Here is a 23,792-nt window from a genome sequence, read left to right as displayed (position 1 = left end):
TACTCCCCTCACTTATTTTTTGTCGTGATCCAGCGGTTGTAGTCAGCTCCTGCTGCAGCCGAAACTATGACTTCCCCACGCCTAAGGGCATCCGCAGTCGACCTTACTTTTTTTAGTCGTGCTGCGAACACAAATCAGAGTGCCTCTGCCTAATCGTCGTAAACCTACGAACAAGCTGCCGGGCCAATTCGCACAAAGGTCACACTGAATTCTTTGCACTGCCGATGCTGCTGGAGCCGATTCGCAAAGCTGAAGGCATCATTCAGCTCAAAGCGCTGAAAAACATCCAAACCACGACCAAGCACTATCTTCCAACCCGTGTCGGTTGTGATGTCTCGGTCATGCTTGGTGCCGCTAGTGTCGTAGGCCCAACTGAACTGGATGCCAACACCCGTACAAGCATCAGCGATCTTCTGCAGGCTTTCGGTCTGACGATCACCATTGGAATCATCCTCAACGGTCACCACATGAACAACCACCTCATCTTCCGGGCCTTGCAGCTTGCTAATGGTCTCCATCAGTTCCATCAAGTTGCGCAACTGGTGGAACATACGAAGATAGGGGTCTGTGATGATGATGCGCTTGGCACCTATCAGATAGGGACTGAACAACTTGTCAAAACTCAGTCCTCGCTGATTTTCGTGGAAGACCAAATGCTGCTCTTTCAGCACTGGCTCCATCGGCACAGGATTGCTAGGGCGTGAAGTTGGCCCTTGCGTGGCCCGCGCTGCCTCGATAAGCGCCAAAGGGTCAGTGCCGACTTGGGGTAAGTCTGCAGTAGAAACTTCAGTCGCTCCCCGACGATGGTATTGATTAGGATACTCATCCTCTTCCAGAGTGCGCACCAATCGCTCCTGAGCATCAGCACCCTGGTAGGCAAAACGAACGGCCGGATAGGTCGCGTCAATGCGTAGCAACTGATCCTTCACCCGCTTGCGCCCTTCAATTGCAGTGCGCAATACGTCTTCCACTTCGGCGTCTGTCGCCTCGCCATGCGGGTACAGAATCTTCATCAAACCAGAAAAAGTTTTGTTAATTCCATCGCGGTCGCGCGTCGAAATATCGTCGGATAGCGTGAACTGTCCCTTGTAGCGATCTGAGTAGTCATGACTACGAAGCGAGCGCAGGATCTCGGCCAGGTAGTCCACCACGAAGCCGTAACCACTGGAGAACATCTCGCCACGGATGACATCCACTTCCCAACCGGGGATGTAGCTGTGAATGCGATCGAGAAAGGCTGAATCGTGGAATTTTTCCGGCAGCGGGTCGAACAGATCCGTGTGCTTAAGCATGTATGGCACGGTGTGATCGGTATTACCCACAAACACCATGCTGGCCTCTGCTCCCAAGGTTTCCACTCCCCGCGAGAACGACTTGTTGGCCATGTAGTTCTTCATGATGTCCACCAGCGCCTTGTCCACTCGCTTTTGCTTGCCGGCGAACTCATCGAAAGCCACTACATCCCAGTAACCCACCAGACCGAGCTTACCCGTGCCGTTATGGACGAACAGCTTGGGAACTGTAACTTCGCCACCGGAGATAAGAATGCCGTGGGGTGAAAACTCGGAATAAACGTGCGACTTGCCGGTGCCCTTCGGCCCCAGCTCTATCAGGTTATAATTGCGCTCGCAGAACGGGATAAGGCGGATAAGCTGAGCGAGCTTATTGCGCTTGCCGAACATCTGCGGATTGAAACCTACACTCTGGATCAGCAGGTCAATCCACTCATCAGTGGTGAACTGCTTACGTGCCTCCAGATAGCCGTCGAAATCAAAGCGGGAAATCTGAATTGGCTTTAGCGAGGCCAGAATCCAAGGTGAGGCAGACTTGTCCTCGGTGTATTCATACTCCACATCCGCAATGCACCAAACACCACCTACCAGCAGCTTCTGGTGGGCCTTGACGGTGTTGGAGTCGATCAGCACCTTCTTGATGCCCAGGTTGGCGAACTCAGCCTCGTACACGTCATCCTTGTCGTTTAATGAGACGCTAATACGGTCAATAACCTTGTGCCGCCCCTTCTCCTTGATGGTCGAGCGCACCAGCCCTGCTTCGTTGCGGTGGACATAGTGCTTACGCAGGATCTCCTTGACGGTCTCGATACCAGTCTGGATCGTCGCTTCGTCATTGGTCGCGCAGTACTGGCCCAGCAAGTACTCCAGCACATACGACGGCACAATGGCGTTGCCCTTCACCGCTTTGACCAGGTCTTTGCGCACCACTAGGCCGGCAAAGTGCTGGTTGATCTTGTCATCGAGCTGACTCATTGGAGCTCCTGCTTAAAAATCAAATTCGCTGCTGAACGAGCGGCGAATGGTGTAACGCGCGGCTTTGTACCGTGTGAAGTGTGAAGTGCCGTCCACGGTCTCTTCAAGGAGCAGTTCCACCTGCTGATTATTTGCCTCATCGGCCTTGCGGCTGAGAATGAAGCGCACCGGCAGCTCCCGTTCACGCGGGTTAGCAGAACTGAAGTCGAACAACAGCTCATGCTGATCGGATACCAGCTCACCGTCCAGCGTGAACAGACCTGCACGCAACCGGCGCGACTGCAGTTTCTCGGTCACTGCCTCGGTTTGATAGAGCACCACGGCCAACTGCCCGGTGGTAATGGTCTTGCCACCGCCACCGATGAACTCCACCTCGACCCGACCCACATCGCTCTGGCGCTTCTTGTTAATGCGGATGACCGGGATCACAACCTCTTGCAGGGTGGCACCGCCATGCACAAAGCGGCTGCCAGAGCCTTTCAGCCGCAGACGGTTGATGGATTTGGGAATCTGCACCATAAGCGTACCGGTCAGGCCTAACTGCACCGGGTTGAAGGTTTTAAAGCTGGCGCCTTCGCGCAAGCTACGACCCAGTACAAAACGCCGGTCGCGGTAGAGGACCTCATCGCCCTCCGGCTCACAGCTGAGGAAATCACTCTCCTGCAGCGGATGATTCTGATAGATGAAGCCATGATCGGCAGTGATCAGCAGGTTACTGGCATTGGCGTTGGTCAGCTTCTTCACCAGACGGACCAGCTCACTAAGCGTTTCCTCGGCCGCCGCAAACACTCGCTCTTCGGTATCACGGGTGTCGCCGGTCTTGTCGATCAGGTTGTGATAAACGTAAACCACCTCATTGTCGCGCAGCAAGGCACGAGAATCGGCCTGGTTCATCGCCAGGAGATCCTTGGCTCGTACCACCTGGGATGCTGGCACCCTGGTCGCCAGAATCTTGCCCCGGTTGACCGAGCCTTGAGCGCTCTGACCATCCACTATGGCATCGCCACTGTCGTTGTCGGCCAGTTGCAGGCTGCTGTTGGGTAGCAGCGCCGCCATGCCCAGCTGGGTATAACTCGGCAGCATCGACAGCATCGGCTCCAGCTCGGCCTCGAAGCGATCTTCCTGACGAATCAGACTTTGCAGTTCCTCGCCTACCTCATAGCGGAACGCATCGGAAATCAGCACGCACACCTTGGTTTTGCGCTCCACAAAAGGCTGCACATAGCGGCTGAAGAAATTGCGCTGCAACACTACGGGCGCTGCCTCCCACTGCTGAGCTGCATCCACATGCTGCTGCCAGCGGTCGTTAAGACGGCTCAGGTAGTTGTTGCCGTACAGATTCTCGACCTGCATAGCCAACTCACCTAGCAACGAAGCCTGGCCGGATTCGCGCAGGTGATAGACGAACTTGCGGTAACGCTGATCCAGCCTGAACCACTGGCTGGCGTACTTTTGCACGCCATCAGTCAGCGACTCCATTTGCAGCTGCGTTATGTCCAGCACCTGGATGAACTGCGCCGCATGCTCCAGCGCCAAGTACACATCCTTGAAGCGCTCAAACCAGTGGCCCTGACGGCGCTGGCGGACCCACTGCTCCACCTCCTGAGCGGTCACTGTACGGGCCTCCACGGCACGTACCAACTCACTGAGGATCTTGCGGTCGATCAGCTCGAAATAATCCAGCTCCAGCAGGCTACGCCAGTCCAGAGCTTGCAGCTTGTCGTCAATCTGCAGCACCGCCGCGCATTGCTCAGACAGTGTCTCGAAACTCTGCTCATGCGAACGACTGTCCTTCCAGCGTTTGAGGAACACCAGCGCCTCAGCAGACAGTCGCGCCTTGTAAGCCGGATCGATCCCTAGCATGAAACAAGCCTTAAACAGTTCGATAACGAAATCGTGTAACCCTGCTTGCTCGGAGCTATAGCCATAGGCGCGCTTCACCTGCTCCCACAGATAGGCATTCAAGCCGCTGCTTTCGATTAACTTGATCCGCACATCTTTGCCAGCGGCTAGATCACCCAGCAGGTTTTCCAGAATCACATCCAGGCGCGGCTCGTTGCCGGCACACACGGCGAGCATCTTGCGTTGCAGCATGCTCTGCGAATCCCCCGGCTCAAGTAACTTGCTCAGGGCCTCGCGGCGCTTGGCTGATTCGAAAAACGCCACATGGGCTTCCAGCAGCGGATAGCAGTCCGGTCCCAACTCCAGCTCAGCCAGCCACAAGGCAACCTGATCGGTACGGAAGCAATTGCCACTGGCGAGCTGCACATCCAACAGCCAATTTTGCAAATGCGGAGGCTCGGCACCTTCACTGTAGAGCAGAAACTTCTGTTCGGGCTGCTCGCGTAGCAGGCGGTATTTCACGCCAAACTCATTGTTAGCCAGCTCGATTTTCTCGATATCCGGCAGCTCCAGCGTCTCGAAATCAGCACGAAACTCCAGGCGCGTGTCATACCAGAACACTATGCGCTGCTTGTCGAACAGGTTACTCAGGGCCTGGGTGATTTTGGGATTACTCATGCCACGGCCTCGATCTCTTCCTCTTCGTCCAGCACTTCCTCGATCATCGAAAGCGTTCCGCTAACCACGACATTGCGGCGCAGCCGTTGCAACAACGCATCCCGACGTTTTTCACAGAACGTCTGGAAGTGAGAAAAATGCAGGCTGTCGTCATCATTAAGTAGCAGGTCGGCCGGCTTGAAGCCGGTGTCCTTCTCTGTCAACCAGTCGACCAGTGACAGATCCTTCTTCGAGCGATTCTGCGAAGCATTCAGCAGGTGCAGGTTGGCAATCGAGTTCCAGTTAATGGAGCTCTGGTAGAACGCCATCAACTCGGGATCCTTTTGAAGGAAATCATTTTTGGCGAGGGCTGCCTTTGCAAAGGCGCTGCTCGGATGCAGATGATCGATATCCAGTTGCAGGTTCTCATTGATCTCGGGGAATAGCAGGCTCAGGACCGAACGGCACCTTGAGTCCTCATACTGGATATCAAGGAGCCCCCTCAGATAGACCTCATCAAAACGAAGATCCTTGTTGGTTGCGGTAAATGCCTCAATGATTTCATCTAGGGGAAACAGACCCTTGTTCAAATACCTAGCCAGCAACCGCTGCATCTTGGTCAGAACGCCATCGGCCTGCCCACCAAATACCCCTCGTAAAAGCACCATATGCAACCAGCGGGACAGCGCCAAGCGCTCCTCGCGTAGGTAGTTGATGTTGTTGATGGTGCGATACAACTGCTTGTCGCGGAAGGACTGCTTGTACAGATAGAACGCCAGCGGGATGACCGCGTTCTTGGCTCTTAGCGACTGGTCGTTTAAGCCAAATTTGCGCAGCAGCTTGAAGGTTTCGACCACACAAGCCCTGATCTCAGGCCACTGCTGCTGGATGAGGCGAACCTGATCGGAGTCGAAGTTCTTGACCCGGAACCGCACATCGGCCCCCGTCAGCATCAGACAGGTCTTAAGCACCCAGTCACGGCCAATCGAGAATTGCATCTCCGAGCTTTGCCGTACCTCGGTCACCAATTCGTCTATATCCTTGCGAGCATCCCCTTCCCAGTTAGCAATGGCGATCGACATCAACAAATCCGAAAACGCCAGCGGCGTACCGCCACTGTTGGTGCGGATGAACACATCCAGTACGTGATCGATATCCTGACTTTCCTCGTTGTAGAAGTGGATCACCTCTTCATGCCTGACGAGGTAGTACAGGCGGGTCAACGCCTTGCGCGCAAAGCTGTTGGAGGCCAGGCCATGCTTCTCAAGATAGGGCAAGACCACCTCAAACGGAATCTCATCTACAGAGCGCACGTCAGGCAAGCTCAACACCTTACCCACTTCAAACCAGCGCGAGGAAGGGTCATCGCTAAACGCCGCCACCTGTTTTTCGGTCAGAAATCGGAAATGGTACTGGGCCATCGACTCGTTGTCCTCACCGTCCAGCCCCTTGACAAGATCCAGATAGAGCCGACGCGGCGGCAGCACTTGGTCGTTACGCGCATTGGGCCACCAGACACGGGGTTGCTTGTAGGCGTAAGAGCCCTTCAAACCGATGTAAATGGAAGTCAGTCGCTGCTGTCCATCGATGACTGCTTTGAAGTCTTTGAAGTCGCCCTGAGTCGGAACGTAGTCATTGGACTCCTTGAATCGCTGGCAATAGTCAGTTAGAAAGCTGTAGAAGCGGTACCTGTTCTTGATCTCCTGGCTCGTCACATCCCACATCATGAATGTATTGATCGGATACTCGCGCATCAGGGAATCAAACAGCACGCAGATTTGCTGGGGCGACCAGACAAAATTGCGCTGAATCGCCGGCAGCAGAAATGTCCGGTCATCGATGTTGCGTATTGCCTGGCGAATCGTGATCGCCTTCTCAAAGCTTCCTGACATTTCAGTCCTCCTTGGCTTCCAGTCCAGTAATTTTTTTTAGCGCGGAACCTAGCTGGAGGTAGTTGAACTTGACGCCATCGTCCAGGTTCAGCTGAACTTGCCTGGTTGCCAGCGGATATAGGGTGTCGCGCTCATAGTCATCCAGCTCCAGCAGTTGCTTTTTGAGGATCTCAATAGCCTTCTGAGCCTTAGTTTTCTTTGCCTGTTCAGCGTTAGGATTAATGATAATGGTCTGCTGGCGACTCAGTTCGTCAGCCAATTTCTTGCGGAAGTCGCGCAGATACTGCAACACAACACTCACTGTATCCGGGCGGTAGCGGTGCAGATAGATAAGCGCACTGAAGGTGCCCTTGGGGCTGGCGAACAGCCAGTAGATCGGACGCTTCTTGTAGCGTTTAACGTGGTCGGTGTAGAAGTCTTTGATGAAGTATTTGCGCACATCCTTGCCCAGCGCCTGCTCAACAAAGGCCAGGTTTTCCTCGTAGTGCTCCTCCCCAAAGGTTAGGCGCAGGAAGGTGCGAAAGCGCTCGGTCACGTCGTCAGCAAACCACTCGCCATCCAGCAGCGGGATCACGTTGTCTTCGTCCGGCATAAAGCGCGGCTCGGGGATCTGACGTAAATACTCGGCCAGCGTGTCGCCCTGGTTAGCTAGCACCAGACCTGGCACGTCCAGGCTGTAACGGCCGAACATGCAGCCCACAGCGTAAGACAGAAACTCGCGCATGGTGTCTACCAGCAGCGTGGTTTCCAACTCATTCTCTGTTTTATCACCACCATAGCGGTAATGTGGATTGCAGTTTAGGGTGATTTCCTTAAGTTGAACTTTTGGCTTTAGCACTTGATTTAGTTTGTAGGCCTCAATGAATATACGGTTATTTTCCTCTTCTAGGCGTTGCATTTCCTGAACCCTTGTGCGCCAGAGACTCCGCAATGAGTCATATGCTTGACTCAATAGCGATTCCACGCAAGGATTAGCCAGCAAACGAGGAAAAACAAAATCCCAAGATAATTCAGCCTCATTCCAATCCTGTTTATGACATCCAAGAAGAGACTCGAAATTCTCATAAACAGCGCTATCAATACTCCCAGGAGAAATAGCTGGAATTTTCGCCATATCACCAACCGTTTTTGTAATAGTCGGATTAATCACATTCAAAAAATAGTTAGCCACACAACTATTTAGATAAGATATTGCATACCGATCGTTACTTGAATAAAAACAAGGCGTCAAATCCCCAGGAACAACTCCCTCAGGATGCACTCTGAACGCGTTATTACCAGTGGATAGTCGCGACCAACAGGCAGCAGAGTCAAAGTAAAGCGACTCGCTTGGTATTATGGCGCCACCTGACTCTTTTATACTTTTTCCGTCACCAGCCCAATCAACGACGAGATCAAGGTTTCCATACCACTTCCGAAAGTCGCCCCCATTATTAAAAAGAAACCATTTTGCATCGCTTTTTGACGCACTTAACTTATCTTTCGACTCAAAATCCACGCTTTTCAAGCAGACTTCAAACCAACTTCTGATGAAGCGATCCTTATCACCAGTCTGCAAGCCTCTGCGGGTATTTCCTACGTCCTTAAGTGGTGGAATCGAAAACGCTGAAAATGCTCTCTTCGGTAACCAGTAAGAAATAGGATTTCCAGATATCATCTGAAAGTCAGTAGCCGAGACACGAAAAAAAATCCTCTCCAACTCTTCCTCACCCCTAGTCTCTTGCTTGCTCTCATCGTTCATCATTGGTACTCTTCAATTAATTAGCAGCATACAAAGCGGATACCTGCCGCCAATCATCGGCTGGCCCTTCCAACTAAAAACTGACCATATTGCGCCAAAATTCGCACGACCAGAATAGGTGGAATCCCCCTGCAAGGCTTGGCCCCCAGCACTGATCCTTCGTTGGTCGGCAACGTACATCCACTTCACTCCGCGACTAACGCTTCGATAGGTACCAGGCGTGTTACTGGCCACTTAGGGAAATTTTCATTCCAAGTATCTATATTGAAAACCTGACAGTTTTCAACTAGTCTACGTTTCCAGCGAGGAACATTTTTCCCCATGGGTGGTAACTTTCTAGATATCTCATCTGAAAAGCTTGGTAACAGCTCACCTTCAAGGGTCACCAGGCTCAGATAATGGACCGGCTTATCAATTTTTCCTTCAGCCCAACGATAAATGAATGAATCTATGAGTTTGGCTGCAAACGTAGTACTAAGCGTTCCATCATTGAGTCCCTTTCGAAACTTATACAACCCCTTTGCTTGCGCCTTGGGATTATCCGGATCTTTGATTTCGACAAATATAATCGCGCTATCAAACTCAACAATGAAGTCCACTCGGTGCATCTCACCAATACCATGGTAATGAGGCAGACCGGGATTCATTTGATCGAACACCAGCGCATCAAGTGCATTAGTGAATTCTATTTCCAAATCCCGCTCACGAAGCCTCATTTACCAAGCCCTCCCATTTTCCGATTCACTTGCTCTTTGGTCAGTTCGTTGAATGTGTCCGCAATGGCATTGGGCGTAATAGCTCGGTAGTCATCCACGCTATCCACCTGAACATGGCCACTACTTTTGTCCCGATAGAGTGCATGAAACTTCACATGATCGCCTTGCCCTTTATGCATCAGCAGGTCAAACCATTTGAGCAATACATAGTCATGCGTGGCCAGAATTATCTGCTGACCGTTGCGTGATAGCTCCAGCAGGACTTCAACTAACATTCTCATAAGTTTTGGGTTTAGGTTGGATTCGGGCTCATCCCAAAGCAACGGACCACTGATACCGGGGTTAAGTGCTCCGTTGCTCAGTAGGCGCTGCAGTACGCCGATTTTTCTAAAGCCCTCGGCGGTCATGCCACTTGAAAGCAATCGAGTTTCTGTGGGCACAAAATGTGTGGAAGATTTTTGAAATGACTGAGGGGCTTTATGCTCGGAGCTATTTAGCCCCATTTTTTCAATGTAAAAACCTGACTGAAAGCAGAACCCTCCATTCTCCAGTTTGTAGCGGCCGCCAATCAGGTTAGCCAGTTTGGGGATAATGACAGCAAAGCGCGGGTCCAGATCGACCTTGGATGCCGGATCATCCACGCCCTGGCGCAGCAGCATTTGCGCCAAATCTAAATAGCCATCATCAAAAATAAGCTCGATAGTGCTTTGATCATGCCTGGCATTTGTCATGCCACGCACGAGTGACAGTACCTCTTTGGTAGGCACGAAGATCGCCTCAGCCTGATACTTTGCGTAAGCCGCATTAGCTTGGACAGATGCCACATCAGCCCGGCCATTGAAGGAAACAGCCATTTTCTCGCCAAGCGCAAACTCTGCCCGCAATTGCGCATTGCCTCGTGAACCGGACCTACGCATTTTCCCCAGATGCTCATCCAACGGCATGAATAATCTCACCAGCTTGTGATTGACTGCCGCCGACAACTCTTCATCACTGGTCGCAGGTTTGGCTTGGTACAAGGGTGCGCCAGCACACAGGGCGTAGGCGGCCTTGAGCAGCTGAGTTTTACCATTACCGTTTTCACCAATGATCACATTGATCTTTGGCGAAAATTCAATAGTCAGGTTGTTGAAGGCAGTGAAATTATTGAGCTCGAGACGGGTGATCATTCAATAGCTGCCTTGAGCATTGAGGCCTTCTCAGCTTCAGAGTTGCCATTCACAAGACGCAGATACGCTCCCTTGTATTCCGGCTTATGCTGGTTTTCCAGCACAAAGGCCGTGGTGGAGACCACCTCGCCTCCAATACTGTCAAATGCTCGCGCCCCAAGGTGGGCCATCGACAGGATAGTGTGTTGGCCGAGAATCCGGGCACGCAGAGCTTCGAACGATGACAGGAACATCCAACTCTGCATGGTGATCATGGCCACCGTGCCGGCAGGCACAGCCAGATCTAGATTGCGCTCGATAAACATGGCATAAAGGTCGGACTTGCTGCTTGGATAATTTTGCTTAGCCCAAACACCCAACCGTCTGTTCATGCCTTGACCGCCCATATACGGTGGATTGGCGATTACTACCGCGTAGCATGGGCTTAAGAAATGGGCCATGCGGAGCACCTGCAGCACCTTAGCATGTGTGCTGGCGAGGAACAGGTTGCCGGCCATGTCCTTGGCTTCCAGTACGGGCAGCACGTCTTGCACGCTGGTGAGCTTGGGGATAATCAGCGAGCCGAAGTTGTCGGCTTCTTCGAATTGCTGGAGAGTGTCTCGCAGGTCGAGGGTAAACAGGTCGCGTCCCACGAAGGCTACATATTCATCCAGCTCGTCGCGGCTAAACTCTACCTTTTCCAGTACGCAGATGTTTGGCTTGATGGCTTTGCTGAAAAAGCGGCGCTGTTTGGCTCGAGCTTTCATGGTCAGGGCAAAAGCAGCCAGCTCACCTGCCCGCTCGTCGAGCTCGATCCCGTAAAGGTTGTGGGTAAGGATTTTTTCCGGGATTTCGTTGGGGTCGGTACCTACTTCTTCATAAATTGCATAAAGCAGGTCGAAGGCATAGGTGAGCATATGTCCGGAGCCGCAAGCTGGGTCGCAGACCTTGAGGTTTTCTGGGCGGGAAATCTTGAGAAAATCTGTTTCCGCTACCTCGGGCTTAATGTAGAAGTCCATCTGCCCAGCCAGGGACGAACTGGGGTTGTTGAGCATCCACACTCGGCCCAGAGAGTTTTCCACCAGATAGCGCACGATCCAGTGTGGGGTGAATAGCTGAGTGGCGGCAGGGATATTTTCAGGATTGATCTTCTGGTTCTTTTTCAGTCCTTCAAACACCGCGTCCTTTTTTTCGGAGATATAGAACTGATAAAGCCAGCCGATGACTTCCACGTCCTGACAGGCGTCGGGAGTCATGGCTTCGCGGGTATAGGCCAATATGGAGTTGCCCGAGAGCAAGTCGTCAGGCATCAGTAATTCGGTGTAGTCGGCAATGCGCTCGAACAGGTAAGGCATGGCGCTATGGAAGCTGTTGCACTCTGCCACCACCAGCAGGCGGTAGGCTTCCTGCTGCGGATCGTGGCTAGGGGCGTTACCGCTAAGCAGTGCCTGGATCTGCTGGAGGACTTTCTCAGGCACACGCTCGTCGTCAATATGCCCAGCTTTCGCTTCAGCCAGTATTTCTGGCTGGAACTGGCCTTCATCAGCGGGCGACACCACACGGATGCGCGTATAGCCGTTGACGTCCATATAGCGCAAGGCGCAGAAACGGTTGAACCAGGTATAAGCCACCTTGTCGATGAGCTGCTCGCGGTTGGATGCAGCAATCTGCTTTTCCAACTGGGCCACGGCCTGCGGATTCCCGCGGCGAGCGGCGCTGCTAGCATCGAGTACCAGGGCGAGCTTGGCGCCGACTTGCTCTAGCAACAGACGACGGGCGTGCAGGGCGAATTTCTTGAGTTTGGTGGTTTCCATCATTCTTCTCTTTATGGGCCTGCTCGATCATTTGTGTGCTCTCGCGAAAATGATCGGGGCACTTGTCCGTTTCAAATCTGTACTCGGTTGCCTGCTTGGATTTCCTTCAGCCAGGCTTCGCGCTGCTGCCGTAGGTAGTCATCCAGCTCAGCTTCACTGGCCAACCAAGGTTTGCTGTAATCCACCTTAATAGTACGTGCAGACACCAGGCGCGGTTCGGCCACCTTGGGTGGTTCTACGCTTGGTGGCGGCGGATAGTCGATGCCCTGATTTCCCGCTGGCGGAGGAGAAACGGGCGGGATTGGAGCTGATACCGGTTGCGGACGAGCCAGTCGCTCCAATTTGAGCAGTAACTGTGCGTATTGGTTGTCCTCGAAGGCACGCAGCTGATCGCGGATCATCGCGATACGCTTCTGCCCTTGCATTGACTGCCGAGCTTCAACAAACGGCGCAGCGAGCTGAGCCTGCTGCTCAGGCTTAAGACCGTCGTACTCGTTGCTCCCCTGCAGACGCAGCTCCAACTCGGCAAGCCGGCTGACTGCAGTAGCCTTTTCGCTGGTTAGCTGATTAGCAATGGCTTGCTGCAGGGCCTCCAGTTGCGGTTTGGCCTGCTGCAGACGGTTGCCTTGCCAGGGTTTATTCTCGGTGAGTAATGCCTTGATGGCTTCAACCTCACCCGTGGAGACATAGGCGAAATTGTCTTCCTGCTCCTGCACCAGTTGGCGAGCCTGATCGTAAATAGCTTTTTGCGGGCTCCCCATGAAGCGACGTAGCGGCTCAATGATCTGCTCTTTGGTGTCGAGCATGGCATCGGAGGTGCGGGACAGGTCGGTAAGGAACCAGCTGGCGTTTTTGCCGGCGATTTCCTTGAGGGTAGCCATCACTCCATCCAGCGAGCTGAGGAAACCATACAAGGCTTTTTGCCCATGCAGGTCGGCTAAATCAATCTCCAGTTCTTTGATGGCGTCGATGGTTTCACGCGCCAGAGCACGGGCTTCGTTGCAGCTGGCGGGACGGTCGAAAAAGTCGGCAAAGAATTCTTTGAGATGGCGAACCTGGGAGGCGCTGAACTCGATTTGCGGCTCCAGCACCAGGGTGGTGTGAGCGTTGGTGTTGCGCAAACTGCGCTCCAGGTTGTCGCCATCCAGCGGGTTGCTGTCTTGCCGCACCTCCACCTTGCCACGTGCGCAAAGCAGCGCGAGGTTGCAGAGGATGGCCGCGTAGTACCAACCGTAGCTCTTGCGTTCGAAGCGCTCCAACAGGGTTTTGACCGTGGTGCGCACACCGCTGCGAGCATTGCTCTGGATATAGGCCAGTAGTTCCTGCTCGGGCTCGGTCAGGCTAGTAGCGTCGTTGCCGAGTAGACCGTCCTGGGCCTGGCGCAGGTATTTGCCGATGTCGTTCTCGTTGAACGGCACATCGCGCAGCATGCGCAGGTTCGGATAAGTAGTTTCGATCAGCTGGTAGAAGCCTTTCAGAATACGGGCCTGACCGTCGCTGCTGGTGGCCTCCACGTCGGCGGCGTTAATTATCAAGTGCGCTTTACCGAGCAGCTCCTTGGCACGATCCTGCAGCTCGGCCAGACGTTCGGTGTTCTGGAAGCCCTTGGCGTCGATGATGCGTTTGACCGCTTCCTGTTGGGTGCTACTGTTCTGTCGGATGTATTTCTCAGTGCGCTTGTGCAGGGTGAGATCCTGCATGAACCGGGCATCAGCCGGCAGCACCACGCGCAGCTCATCACGTCCCATGCTCTGCATGCGCTGCACGGTGAGGTTATCGAAGTTGTCACTAAGCGGAGTGACAATGTGGATGGCCAACTCAAACTCGCGACTGAGCGAACGGTCGTCCATTTTGCGCGTATAGGCGTAGTCCTGGCCGTTTTCATAGCGGACCTTGCGCTGCTTGATCACACCATCAAACAGCAGGGTTTCCAGCTCCTTGATGACATCGGCAGTTTCGATCTCCGTGTTTTTGATCTCTTCTTCGATGTCCTTCTCTTCGTCGGTCAGGTACTCGTAGAGCTCGCCATTGCGTTGGATGTAGGTTTGCTGCTCCAGCAAGTTAAGTGCCGCTTCCAGCTTCTTGCGTTGGGCTGGAATGTCTTCGCCAAAACGCTCCAGCATCAGCACATTGAGATTGCGCAGAGTGGCCTTGAACTCCTTGACGTACTTGACCAAGAACAATGCTTTGAGCACGCGCACCGCGTATGGGTCGCCAAGGTGCCGCTCGGCATTGTTGATGGCGCTTTGAATATCGCTTTTCAGCGCGCCGCGAATGCCTTCGAACATGCGATCGAAGGTGGCCAGCTGGCCGACTGGCTCGTTGTCGATGGCCATGGCCACTTCGCGGAATACGCCGAGCATGGAGCGCTCGCCCACCGAGTTGGCCTTACCCTCAAAGCCGTTGTGCATGGATATGCCACGAATAGCCGACTGGAACAGCGGGAACTGGTAAGGCACGAAGGGGTAGCAGTAGGTGAAGTGCTCCAGATCGCGGAAGTTCTGGTAGTGCTGACCGCCATCAGCAAACTCGAACAGGGTTTTAAAGTTGTTGAACTGCTGGTCGTAGACAGTTTTCAGCAGCTCGGCACCTATATCGTTTTTGGTCAGCAGGCGCTTCTGGATTACCTCAGCCACGTCGGCACTGGTGAGTTTGAGACGGTTGGCAAAGCGGGCCTGGATTTTGGTGAAGTCGTTGCTTTGCTGCTTGCTCATATCGCCCATCACGGAGTCCATATCCTCCTGTGCGGTGACGATGACCCACGCCCTACCCTCGCACTTGGTGGCCAGGCTTTCAGCTACGGTTTGCAGGTTGGTCATAAGTTTGGTGTTGTCGGCAATGTACTGGCCGACCTCATCGACAAAGAAATTCAGGCGGAAGTTGGACGGCTGTTTGTCCAGCCATTCCTTTACCTGATTGCCGAAGTCTTCAATGGAAACGCTGTGTTGAGCGCGGTATTTATCGAGGATGCCCTTGGCCAGCGCCAGGTCTTCGTCGGTGATCTGGGCGTAGGCCTTGGCGATGTTGCCTGTCTCCAGCAGCGCCTGCTCGCGACCACGCTCCCAGGGCTTATTGGCGATGCTCTGGTAGGCCTCCTTGAACGGTTGGAACAGTTCGCGACTGTCCAGGTCGCGCTCAAACTGAGCAATGTAGCCCTGCTTGCCGTAATAACCACACATCTCGTTGAAGACTTTGACGAACACCGAGAGCAAGGCGTCGACCTGGGTCTTGCTGATGATGTCGGCCTTCTGGTCGATGTTGAACAGGATGCTTTTCGAGGGGATGGCGACAGCTTTCTTGAGCTGGGCGCGCAACAGCTCGTCGTCGTCCTTGATCTTGGGTAGGAAGATGTCCAGTGCAGTACTGCCGTCGACCTGGCGATTTTCCAGCAGCAGGGCGAGCATTTTCAGCAGGTGCGACTTACCCGAGCCGAAGAAGCCGGAGACCCAGACGCCATTCGCATGGTGGTAGTCGGTATAGGCATCGAGGAAGTGCTCCAGACGCTTGGCGACTTCGTCAGTCAGGACGTATTCACTGAGCTCGTTGAACAAGCTAGCTTCGTCGTCGGCCTTGATGACGCCCTCAATCGGACGACTGACTGGGCTCTTGAAAATTCCGTTGAGTTTCATTGACTGCTTCCTTACACCTGAGACTCGAAAATATTGAATGCGCGGTAGTACTTGTCATCGTGCAGCAAGCCAAACAACTCCAGAGAAGCGCCCTGCTCCAGCGAATGCCGATACTCACCGGGGAAGAACATCACCGTGGGTTTGTCCTTGGCCGTGCTTTGCAGATTGTTGAGTACGTTGTGCGAGCGAATATAGGGGAACACTTCACCTATGCCGGAGAGGAAAAGCACGTCGTAATCCGTCTGTGCAATACGTTCGCCAATAGCCGGGACCAGGTGTTCCTTGATATCCAATACACCCTGCAAAAGCTCCAGCAGACCTTCTTTTTCCACATTGGGCTCAACCGCCCGGATCTGCTCCCACAAGCTGACACCTTCGTCACTGCCCTCACGAGCCTTTAGCAAGTCGATGGTCAGGTCGTACAGGCTGACTTCCAGTACCTTTACACCACGTCCCTGCAAACAATCGACACGCAGGCCGGCCAGCGTGTTGACCAGTTGCCGCTGCATGCGTTGTATCTCAAAGGCTTCAGCCGCCTTGAATTCGCAGATGTAGAACGGCAGATCATTATTCAGCCCTTTCATTTCCAGAAAGCGTTGACCACTCATGACGTTCAATAGGTGTTCAAAGCGGACTGCCAGCGGCTGCTGACTGATTTTCTGGCTCATTGCAGCCACCTTTTAAGTTCATGGTCAGTTGCCGGGAAAATCAGCAATTGCTCGTTATCGTGGCGAGCCAGTAAATGGGCCAGCGCTGGAGTTATCAACACAGGCTGAATCTGGTGCTGTGCGCTGATCAAGTCGGCATCCCGCAACATGCGGAACAGGTTTTGCCGCAATTTGCTTTGCGTGGACGCAGCCAATTCATCCAGCTCGGCATGCCACAAAGCTTTGGCATTGCAGAAGGCATCGTAATCGCTTGTCGTGAGTTGGCGGCGCATAAGCAGGTAATGCTCGCGCAGAACTTCGCGAGCGAAGTCGTGGATGAAGGCATAGCGCCGGCAAGTTGCAGCCCACAGAAGGTAGCCTTGCTCACGCAGGCTGCCATCCACCAAAAACTCCAGCTCCTCTGGATCCAAAAGCTCCAGACGCGCGATCAACTCCTTACTGATACGTGTCGCAGCTGCTGCTGTACGAACTTGCAACAGATTCTCACCCCGCACCTGCTCCCGAGTTTGCTTCCAATCACGCAGCGTTAGATAGCGCTCCACAACCAGCGGTGCTTCCCGCAAAAACAGGCCACCCGTGGTGAAAGAAAGACGATAATGCTCAGCCATCACTTCGCGCCTGCTGCGATTCGTCACTGGCTCCGCCAGCTTTGACCCAGGTATCCACCTCAACCTTCTGGAACTTCCACAACCGACCGACCTTGTGGGCTGGCATGCTGCGTTTGGCAATCCATGCATAAACGGTGTCCTTGCTGACGCCGAGGTGTTCGGCAATTTCATCAACACTGTGCCAACGATCAGTCATAGCTAAATCTGCCGATAAAAAAACGTGCTGATATTAGCCGTTTTTGTCGGTTTTAATAAGGTTAAAGCTGCTTCTCAGGATTAATGCCTGACAAATGCCTGTGCCACTTCAAAATGGCTTCAAAGGGCAGCCTAGCGAGTTTGCTTTGGTAAGCCTACGCAGCGAATAGCTCAGTGGCGAAATGAAAATGCGTCGCCATCAGTTCCCTCACCCGCCGGGATACATCTGCTCGATCATCTGATCGAACTCTCCGCCATACCCACAGTAATCACGCGGAACGCGTTCGATATCCTCGGCCATTTGCTCGATCACCTCACGCAATTCCAACTGTCCAAACCATCGAACTGGAATCGCCGCTGCGCCATACTGAGCACCCAACAGGTGCCCGGCTATCAGCCCGGTGCTGTCGCTATCGCCACCGTGATTCACTGCCGTGATCACGCCCTCCTCAAACGAGCTCGCCATCAGGGCGCACCAAAGACCAATCGCCAGCGACTCTTCAGCGACCCAACCGCCACCGAGCTCGTCGATGCGTTGCGGGGTGGGCTGGTAGCCTTCATAGTAGAAGAACAGTACACGTTCGATAAGGTTGCGGACTTCTTCCATACCGGGCTCTTGCCCGTATTTAGCCAGGCTTTCGGTGATTGCGTGTTCGAGGCTGTCTTGCCGGTCAACCATCCGCTGCAGGATGTCAGCGAATAGCCCTGCCGCAAGATAACCGCTGGGGTGCCCGTGAGTCAGGCGCCCGGACTGGGCAGCGTAGTCGAAGGCGTTGGCAAAGAATGCACAGGGCGCTACGCGCATCACGGCGCCACAGCCTTTACTGTTGTTTTCGGCGACAGCGCCTAGACGTGGACTGACTTTGAGTGCATTGAGGCAGGTAGTGCCAGGGGCACGCCGAGACCAAAGTTCTGGCTGCTCGATCAGCCACCCGTCCGTGCTGATCGGAATCGCAGTAGGGTAATCCTGGGTCATCAACCAGCGCAGCAACGCATGATGGATAATGCTGGGAACGTGGCAAATCCCTCGCGAACTGCCGCACACATAAGCCCGCAGCAAGCCTTCGGCCGTGAAGAGCATCATCTGCGTGTCGTCGGTGATGGCACCGGTGATACCGAAAGCTGGAGAAAAATCAACGATTCCCTGTGGACCGAATTTAGCTTCGATTGCGGGCCAATCGAGGAACTCTACCGCGGCGCCCAACGCGTCCCCGACCGCACCACCCAGAAGGCAGCCTTTGATCCTTTCAAGTCTGTTCATATCCTTCTCCTTCACACAGCTGGTATCAATTCTTGCAAAATCACGAGCTTTCTTTGCAACTGCTCGATGTGCGCTTTCTCAGCGCGCAGCGCCGAGCGCAGTTCCCGGTTCTCCATTTCCCAGATCCGTGCCCAACGCGCGCTCTTTTGATAGCCAAGAGCCATTTTCCAGAGTTCACGCAACCTCAGGTACTGCAGCAGAAGCACCAGCAGGATTGCCCCCATCATCAGCAAAGCACCTGTCGAAACCGCTTCCGACATACTCATGTCCACTTCCTTCCGTGAGTTCGATAAATCTCGAAGACAGATACAAGATATGTAGTGTTAAACGACAGGTCTAGAATGTAGACTTATACAGGTAAAGTATTCACGCACATGGAGCGGTCATGAAACGCAAGCAAGACATCAAGCAGGTTCGTTGGGATCTGGCACTTCGTTATCGCTTGATCGAGACCGTCGCCTGGTGGGAAGGCCGGCTGACCACGGTGCACCTGATCCAGAGCTTCGGGATCAGTCGTCAGCAGGCGTCCAAGGACATAAACACTTACATCACCGAACATGCGCCTAAAAACCTTACATATGACAAGCAGCTAAAGGGCTACGTCCCCAGCAAACAGTTCAAGCCACTGTTCATCGACGACAGCGCCAGCGCTTATCTGCACCTGCTGAACCAGACCCATTCCCGTGCGCCGCATGTGGAAGGGTTGGCCTTGGCGTATGCCCACACCATGGTGCTAGAGGTGCCGGACCGGACGATTCGACCTGAAGTATTGCGTCCATTGCTTAAGGCATGCCGCGACAGCGAGGTTATTGAAGTCGCATACGTTTCACTCGCTAACCCGGCTCCAGAAACTCGCTTGATTGCACCACACACACTGATTTACACCGGTATGCGTTGGCATGTGCGGGCGTATTGCGAGAAGAATCGTGAATACCGGGATTTTGTGCTGAGTCGTCTGCGCGGCCAACCGGAGTTCGAACGCAAGACCGAGAACCTCATCGACGAGGATGAAGACTGGAACACCAAGGTAGCCGTGATCATCGAACCCGACTCAAGGCTCAAGCCAGAACAGAAGGCAATCATCGAAGCCGATTTCGGCATGGAGGATGGTGTGCTGGTCATTCCGACACGCCGCGCCTTGGTCAAGTATGTGTTGCAGCGTTTTCAAATCGATCCGAAAAAGCTCGACCCCAAAGCGGCGGCGCAGCAGATCGTGGTGAGGAATCTGGATGAGTTGAAGCCTTGGCTTTATGAGTGACTCAACCCGGCATTTTAATTCGTGACGCACTGCATCACGAATTAATTGAACCTCCGAGATGGAAGAATAATAGGCATGACTCTGGGCTCTCTGGAAGCATTCGCCCCGTCCTATGTCCGGAGCGAATGTTGAGATGAGATGCGTTAATGACCAGATCAGTCTTGCGGGCGCAGTTCAATCAGTGCCTGTTCGAACAGAATTCTATCGTTCTCTGCGGCCTTGTCTTGTTGCACCAGAGCCTGGCTTTGCGCGTCGATCCACTCATCCATAGGTTTGAACACCTGCTCAACCACCAGAGTTATTTGGAACTGGTAGGCCTGACGCAAATCGTGGACAAACGAACTGGCAGAGTCGTCGATGGCTTTGGTACGACGAGCTTGCGCTGCCTTCTCCGCATTCTCTGTACGAATAGCCTGGTAGATGTCGTACAACGCCACGCCGACCTGTACCAAAGGCCCCGCCCAGCGACCCGCTGTACTGGCCCAGCGTCCCATGGTCTTGGGGCCAATACCTTTGAACAGTTTGGGCAGAAACTCTTTTCCTAGCTCCAGTGCCGCTTTCACTCCCTGTTCAGTCATGTCCTTGACATTACCCATGGGGACTTTCTTCAAGGCATCCTTGATGGCTGGCGACAGGATGCTTTCACCAGCATCCTGCGGCGCATCCAGATCCGCATTCAGCATGGCGTCAGCGTGTCGGAGAGTGGACTCGACCAATTTCTCACCGATTTCACCCAGGCTCTGCTGAGTCTTGGGCAGCTCGTACTCCAGCGTGCGCATCAGTTTGTCGCCCAGAGACTGGACAACGTCTGCCGCCCCCTCTTCCATCGCCTGGTTGGTGTCCCCCCTGACTTGTCCTTCTGCTACTGAAGTAATCAGACTGACAATTGCCTGCTTTGCGCTACGACAATCGCGATCCAGGTGATCGTTCAGGCATGCAGTCAGACGGCTGCGCTCGTTTTCAATCTGCAGTTTGGCTTTCGTCAGCGCTTCAGCCTGACGGTCATTGCCGGCCTGCACCAACCGCAAATTGGCTTGTTCGATCGCAACCACCAGGTCTTTGCGACAAGCCGCGAAGATTGTCCCGGTGTCGCTTTGCTCCAGGAAGTCGCCCAGCGCCTCCTCCAAGTCAAGAATGCCGCTGGCGCCTATCAGCGGCGCCTTGTCCTCGAGTCGTCCTTTGAGGGCGCTTCTGGCATTGACCCATTGCACCGGGACCTTGTCCAGAATGTTTTCAATACCGCGCTCACTCGCCGCACGTTGCAGATGAATGCGCAGGCGATCGGTGATGCCGACATAATCGCGATCGCCGACCGTAATGCCTGCCTTGTTGTTGACGATGAGCATTACCCGGCGCTCTGAGGCGACGATATCGACCAACCGCTCCCAGGTTTTCGCTTCGTCGGTGGCACCGCCTGCAGCGACCACGAACAACACAACTTCGCTATTGTGCAGTTGGTTCTCAGCCACCTCTTCATGCTCAATCGGTGCGTCGATGCCAGGTGTGTCGAGCAGCGTGTAATTGCCCCAGCGGTACTCAGTTACCGCGGCCGTTTCCGGTCGATCCGCCATCTTGGCATCTGCCCGCCCCATCAAGGCATTGAGCAGGGTACTTTTGCCAGCGTTGTAGTTGCCGTAGACCATGATTCGAGGGTGTAACTGCTCAGCCTTGGTCTGCAACCGGGCTCCCAGCTCATCACGTTGTTGTTCGGACAGCCAACGGCCCAGCGGGGTGCTGACCCGTTCATAGGTGTGGATAACCCGTGCGAAGTCAGGCAATGCCATGGGACAGCTCCTTTTCGATTTCCTGAATTTGAGTAAGCGTGTGCTGGCGCATCTCTTTTAATGCGCTGTGGAAGTTTTTCAACCAGTCGGCAATGTCGATAAAGCACAATTGGTCCAGTTGCTCATACAGGACATTCAGCCGGTTCTCGGCAAGCTCAAGCAACTGTTCGCGGGTCCCCAGTGAAACTTCGTCGCGGTTATCGCCCACAGCCACTTCGATTTCTTCAGTGGTATTGAAGTATTCGCCCGCTGCGCCCCCAGCCTTGTTTCCCGCCCAGGCTCCAAGTGCGCCACCGATCAGGCCACCGATGACCGTCCCCACACCTGGCATAATCAAAGTGCCTAGAGCTGCCCCACCTTCAGCGCCCCCCCAGGCACCGAATCCTGCCCCGCCGGCCCTGCCGAATGACTCATTGCGGCGGGAGTCGAATTTGATCTTTTCAACGCGCTCTGAAAACTGAGGGGCCTCTCGGGCGACAGGTCCAACCGCCTGGTCGTGAATTTCAATGTTTTCGAATTTCTGGCCAATCGAATCACACAGTTCGCTGGCGTAATGCTGGAAAGCATGATCGAGCAATTTACGGCAGGCTTCAGAAAAAGCCTGGTCGTTCATCGCATATTGATCGGCATATTTTTCGATCTGACCCGGTAATTCTTTTCTGAGCTGGCTCAGAATATGATCGACGCTCAGTTTCAGGTCCTTACGCGCGGCGCTCAGCCCTGTTCTGATATCAACCAGCTCTTTTTCCAGCTGATCCGTCGATTCGGCCAGCTTGATGCAGAACGCCTGCAGATTCTTCAAGGGTGTCTGGCGCTTGAGGGCGAGCCCACTGGAACGGGCTATGTTGCCAATATCTGCGGCGAAGTCGGCCAGCCCACTTTCCTGCCAGCGTTGCGCCTGCTCCTGGGGGCCACCTTCCTCGGCATAACGCACCGAAATCGAGTGAATATTGATTTGATTCAGGAGCGATTGTGCTGATGGGTCAATCTTGGCCAGCTCCGACCCGACGTAACCAATCTGGTCATCACGATCGGATCGCGCCTTCATTACCCGTTGGTGAACCAAGTTACCTAAGTCATCAACATCCTCCTCAATCACATCGCTGCCAGTGATAAGCACCATGAGGTTTTTCTTTTTCTGGAGCAGCCCGACGACCTCATTCATATCGGAGTGCCGGCCAGGACTGCTGGAGTTGCTCAGGAATACGATCAGGTCGGCACACGCGACATAGTCGTCGGCCAACCGGCCGTTGACGCTGTTGACCGAGTGAACCCCCGGGGAATCGACCCAGGTCATGCCCGGCAACCTGAAACCCTGGATAGAGCTGGTCGCTTCCACCACGTCGACGCCAAAGCATCGCTGCTTGCTCATCAACTCTGCGGACATGGTTTCTGCAGTCCCGGTACTTTCGCGCCAGAAAAACTCGGGGCGAGGGGAAGCGCTGTCGATCAAGGCCGCGTCCGGAGCAGAGTTCCCGTAGGCGAGATAATTCCCCAGGGAGGATTTTCCAGCTTTGACCTTGCCGTAGACAAAGATCAGTAGCGAGTCATCGAAGTCCTTGCGAAACGAAGTATTGCGCTCATAGTTTTCGACATTCCTGATCCAGGCATCAAGCTGACTGTCGAGCCCCTGCTGACAGCGCTCAGCCATATCCTGCAACGGGTGACGCTGCTCAAGCGGGCTTTCACGCCAAGGCGAAGTCTTGCGCGCGTCGTCAAGCTTCTTCAGCTGAGCCTTGAGGACATTTTCCCGGCGATCGATCTGGCGTTTGACCTGATCGAACTCACCGGCAATCCCGGCGAAGACATTTAACAAATCATTTCTGTTGGCGTGGCGGTCTGTCATCGTGACTTATCCCAGCAATTCTTCTTTCAGGCGCTGAAGGCCCGTGATTTCTTTCTGAAGCGCGTGCGCCTGGACAGCTTGCTTGACCCAGATCGGGCTGAAGGCTGCACCGGGGGCAATCGTATCCAGGTGCTTCAACATAGCTTTTGGTTTGCTCGGCACCTTTTTGATTGCAAAGACACGAAGGCTGTCAAAGCTGACGTGCAGCGCGCCCTGGTAAGTTCGATCGAGCACAGCAGGGTGCGTCGCAAATAAATCTTTCAGTTGGCCATCAACGTCGGCAACCAGTTGAGCCTTACGCTTCTCGAGGTTTGCCTGTTTGCGACGAGCAATGGCCTTTGACTCGGCCTCACGGGCCTGAATGCGTGCCCTGCGTTCGGCCGCTTCTTTTTCTTCATCGTCGGAGCTGGCGACGGCAGCAACCAAAGCGCCGATTACGGGTACCAATAACCACCACATAGCAATG

The 23,792-nt window shown here is 54.0% G+C and carries 17 protein-coding genes; 1 reads left to right on the top strand and 16 read right to left on the bottom strand.

Going from position 1 to position 23,792, the window contains the following annotated elements:
* Positions 1-164 precede the first annotated feature (164 nt).
* From brxL to QF039_RS33205, 13 genes are all read right to left on the bottom strand, one after another.
* Complete coding sequence (brxL, locus tag QF039_RS33265) at positions 165-2,267, bottom strand: BREX system Lon protease-like protein BrxL (protein ID WP_307522800.1); 2,103 nt, start codon at positions 2,265-2,267, stop codon at positions 165-167.
* Between the two features lie 12 nt (positions 2,268-2,279).
* Positions 2,280-4,787 carry a BREX-1 system phosphatase PglZ type A gene (gene pglZ / locus QF039_RS33260; RefSeq protein WP_307522797.1) on the bottom strand — a complete coding sequence of 836 codons (2,508 nt, stop codon included), beginning with the start codon at positions 4,785-4,787 and terminating at the stop codon, positions 2,280-2,282.
* The gene (locus QF039_RS33255; protein WP_307522794.1) at positions 4,784-6,658 is read right to left on the bottom strand and encodes a DUF262 domain-containing protein; all 1,875 of its coding nucleotides are present in this window, start codon (positions 6,656-6,658) and stop codon (positions 4,784-4,786) included. Before QF039_RS33255 ends, pglZ begins: the two co-directional genes overlap by 4 nt.
* A 1-nt stretch (position 6,659) precedes the next feature.
* Positions 6,660-8,402 (bottom strand): BREX-1 system adenine-specific DNA-methyltransferase PglX, encoded by a 1,743-nt coding sequence (gene pglX / locus QF039_RS33250; protein WP_307522792.1) that lies wholly within the window; start codon positions 8,400-8,402, stop codon positions 6,660-6,662.
* 182 nt (positions 8,403-8,584) lie between these two features.
* Positions 8,585-9,115, bottom strand: a complete 531-nt coding sequence (locus tag QF039_RS33245; RefSeq protein ID WP_307522790.1) for a hypothetical protein — start codon at positions 9,113-9,115, stop codon at positions 8,585-8,587.
* Positions 9,112-10,284, bottom strand: coding sequence for an ATP/GTP-binding protein (locus QF039_RS33240; protein WP_307522788.1), 1,173 nt, complete (start codon positions 10,282-10,284; stop codon positions 9,112-9,114). Before QF039_RS33240 ends, QF039_RS33245 begins: the two co-directional genes overlap by 4 nt.
* Positions 10,281-12,077: a BREX-1 system adenine-specific DNA-methyltransferase PglX gene (gene pglX, locus QF039_RS33235; protein WP_307522786.1), complete on the bottom strand. Its 1,797-nt coding sequence runs from the start codon at positions 12,075-12,077 to the stop codon at positions 10,281-10,283. The genes QF039_RS33240 and pglX (QF039_RS33235) overlap by 4 nt, the downstream gene beginning before the upstream one ends.
* Before the next feature lie 71 nt (positions 12,078-12,148).
* Positions 12,149-15,706 carry a BREX system P-loop protein BrxC gene (gene brxC / locus QF039_RS33230; RefSeq protein ID WP_307522784.1) on the bottom strand — a complete coding sequence of 1,186 codons (3,558 nt, stop codon included), beginning with the start codon at positions 15,704-15,706 and terminating at the stop codon, positions 12,149-12,151.
* Positions 15,707-15,717: 11 nt separating this feature from the next.
* On the bottom strand, positions 15,718-16,374 hold the full coding sequence (locus QF039_RS33225) for a DUF1788 domain-containing protein (RefSeq protein WP_307522782.1): 657 nt from the start codon (positions 16,372-16,374) through the stop codon (positions 15,718-15,720).
* Positions 16,371-16,982 (bottom strand): DUF1819 family protein, encoded by a 612-nt coding sequence (locus tag QF039_RS33220; RefSeq protein ID WP_010463600.1) that lies wholly within the window; start codon positions 16,980-16,982, stop codon positions 16,371-16,373. The genes QF039_RS33225 and QF039_RS33220 overlap by 4 nt, the downstream gene beginning before the upstream one ends.
* Positions 16,975-17,178, bottom strand: coding sequence for a helix-turn-helix domain-containing protein (locus QF039_RS33215; protein WP_010463602.1), 204 nt, complete (start codon positions 17,176-17,178; stop codon positions 16,975-16,977). The genes QF039_RS33220 and QF039_RS33215 overlap by 8 nt, the downstream gene beginning before the upstream one ends.
* A 207-nt stretch (positions 17,179-17,385) precedes the next feature.
* Complete coding sequence (locus tag QF039_RS33210) at positions 17,386-18,438, bottom strand: ADP-ribosylglycohydrolase family protein (RefSeq protein ID WP_307522779.1); 1,053 nt, start codon at positions 18,436-18,438, stop codon at positions 17,386-17,388.
* Positions 18,439-18,449: 11 nt separating this feature from the next.
* A complete protein-coding gene (locus QF039_RS33205; protein ID WP_010463606.1) occupies positions 18,450-18,704 on the bottom strand; it encodes a hypothetical protein in 255 nt (84 codons plus the stop codon).
* Positions 18,705-18,823: 119 nt separating this feature from the next.
* On the opposite strand from QF039_RS33205, the gene QF039_RS33200 reads away from it, so the two are divergent.
* On the top strand, positions 18,824-19,696 hold the full coding sequence (locus tag QF039_RS33200) for a WYL domain-containing protein (RefSeq protein WP_010463608.1): 873 nt from the start codon (positions 18,824-18,826) through the stop codon (positions 19,694-19,696).
* Positions 19,697-19,851: 155 nt separating this feature from the next.
* Here QF039_RS33200 and QF039_RS33195 read toward each other — a convergent pair whose 3' ends face one another.
* The 3 genes from QF039_RS33195 to QF039_RS33185 are packed head-to-tail and all read right to left on the bottom strand — an operon-like array spanning position 19,852 to position 23,785.
* Positions 19,852-21,480, bottom strand: a complete 1,629-nt coding sequence (locus QF039_RS33195; protein ID WP_307522776.1) for a GTPase — start codon at positions 21,478-21,480, stop codon at positions 19,852-19,854.
* Positions 21,467-23,326: a hypothetical protein gene (locus QF039_RS33190; RefSeq protein WP_307522774.1), complete on the bottom strand. Its 1,860-nt coding sequence runs from the start codon at positions 23,324-23,326 to the stop codon at positions 21,467-21,469. The genes QF039_RS33195 and QF039_RS33190 overlap by 14 nt, the downstream gene beginning before the upstream one ends.
* 6 nt (positions 23,327-23,332) lie before the next feature.
* Positions 23,333-23,785 (bottom strand): hypothetical protein, encoded by a 453-nt coding sequence (locus QF039_RS33185; protein ID WP_307522772.1) that lies wholly within the window; start codon positions 23,783-23,785, stop codon positions 23,333-23,335.
* Between the last annotated feature and the right edge of the window lie 7 nt (positions 23,786-23,792).

The sequence above is a fragment of the Pseudomonas sp. W2I6 genome (assembly GCF_030815935.1).
Lineage (GTDB): Bacteria > Pseudomonadota > Gammaproteobacteria > Pseudomonadales > Pseudomonadaceae > Aquipseudomonas.
Note: the sequence above shows the minus strand (reverse complement) of the source record. Positions and strands in the feature narration are given on the sequence as shown.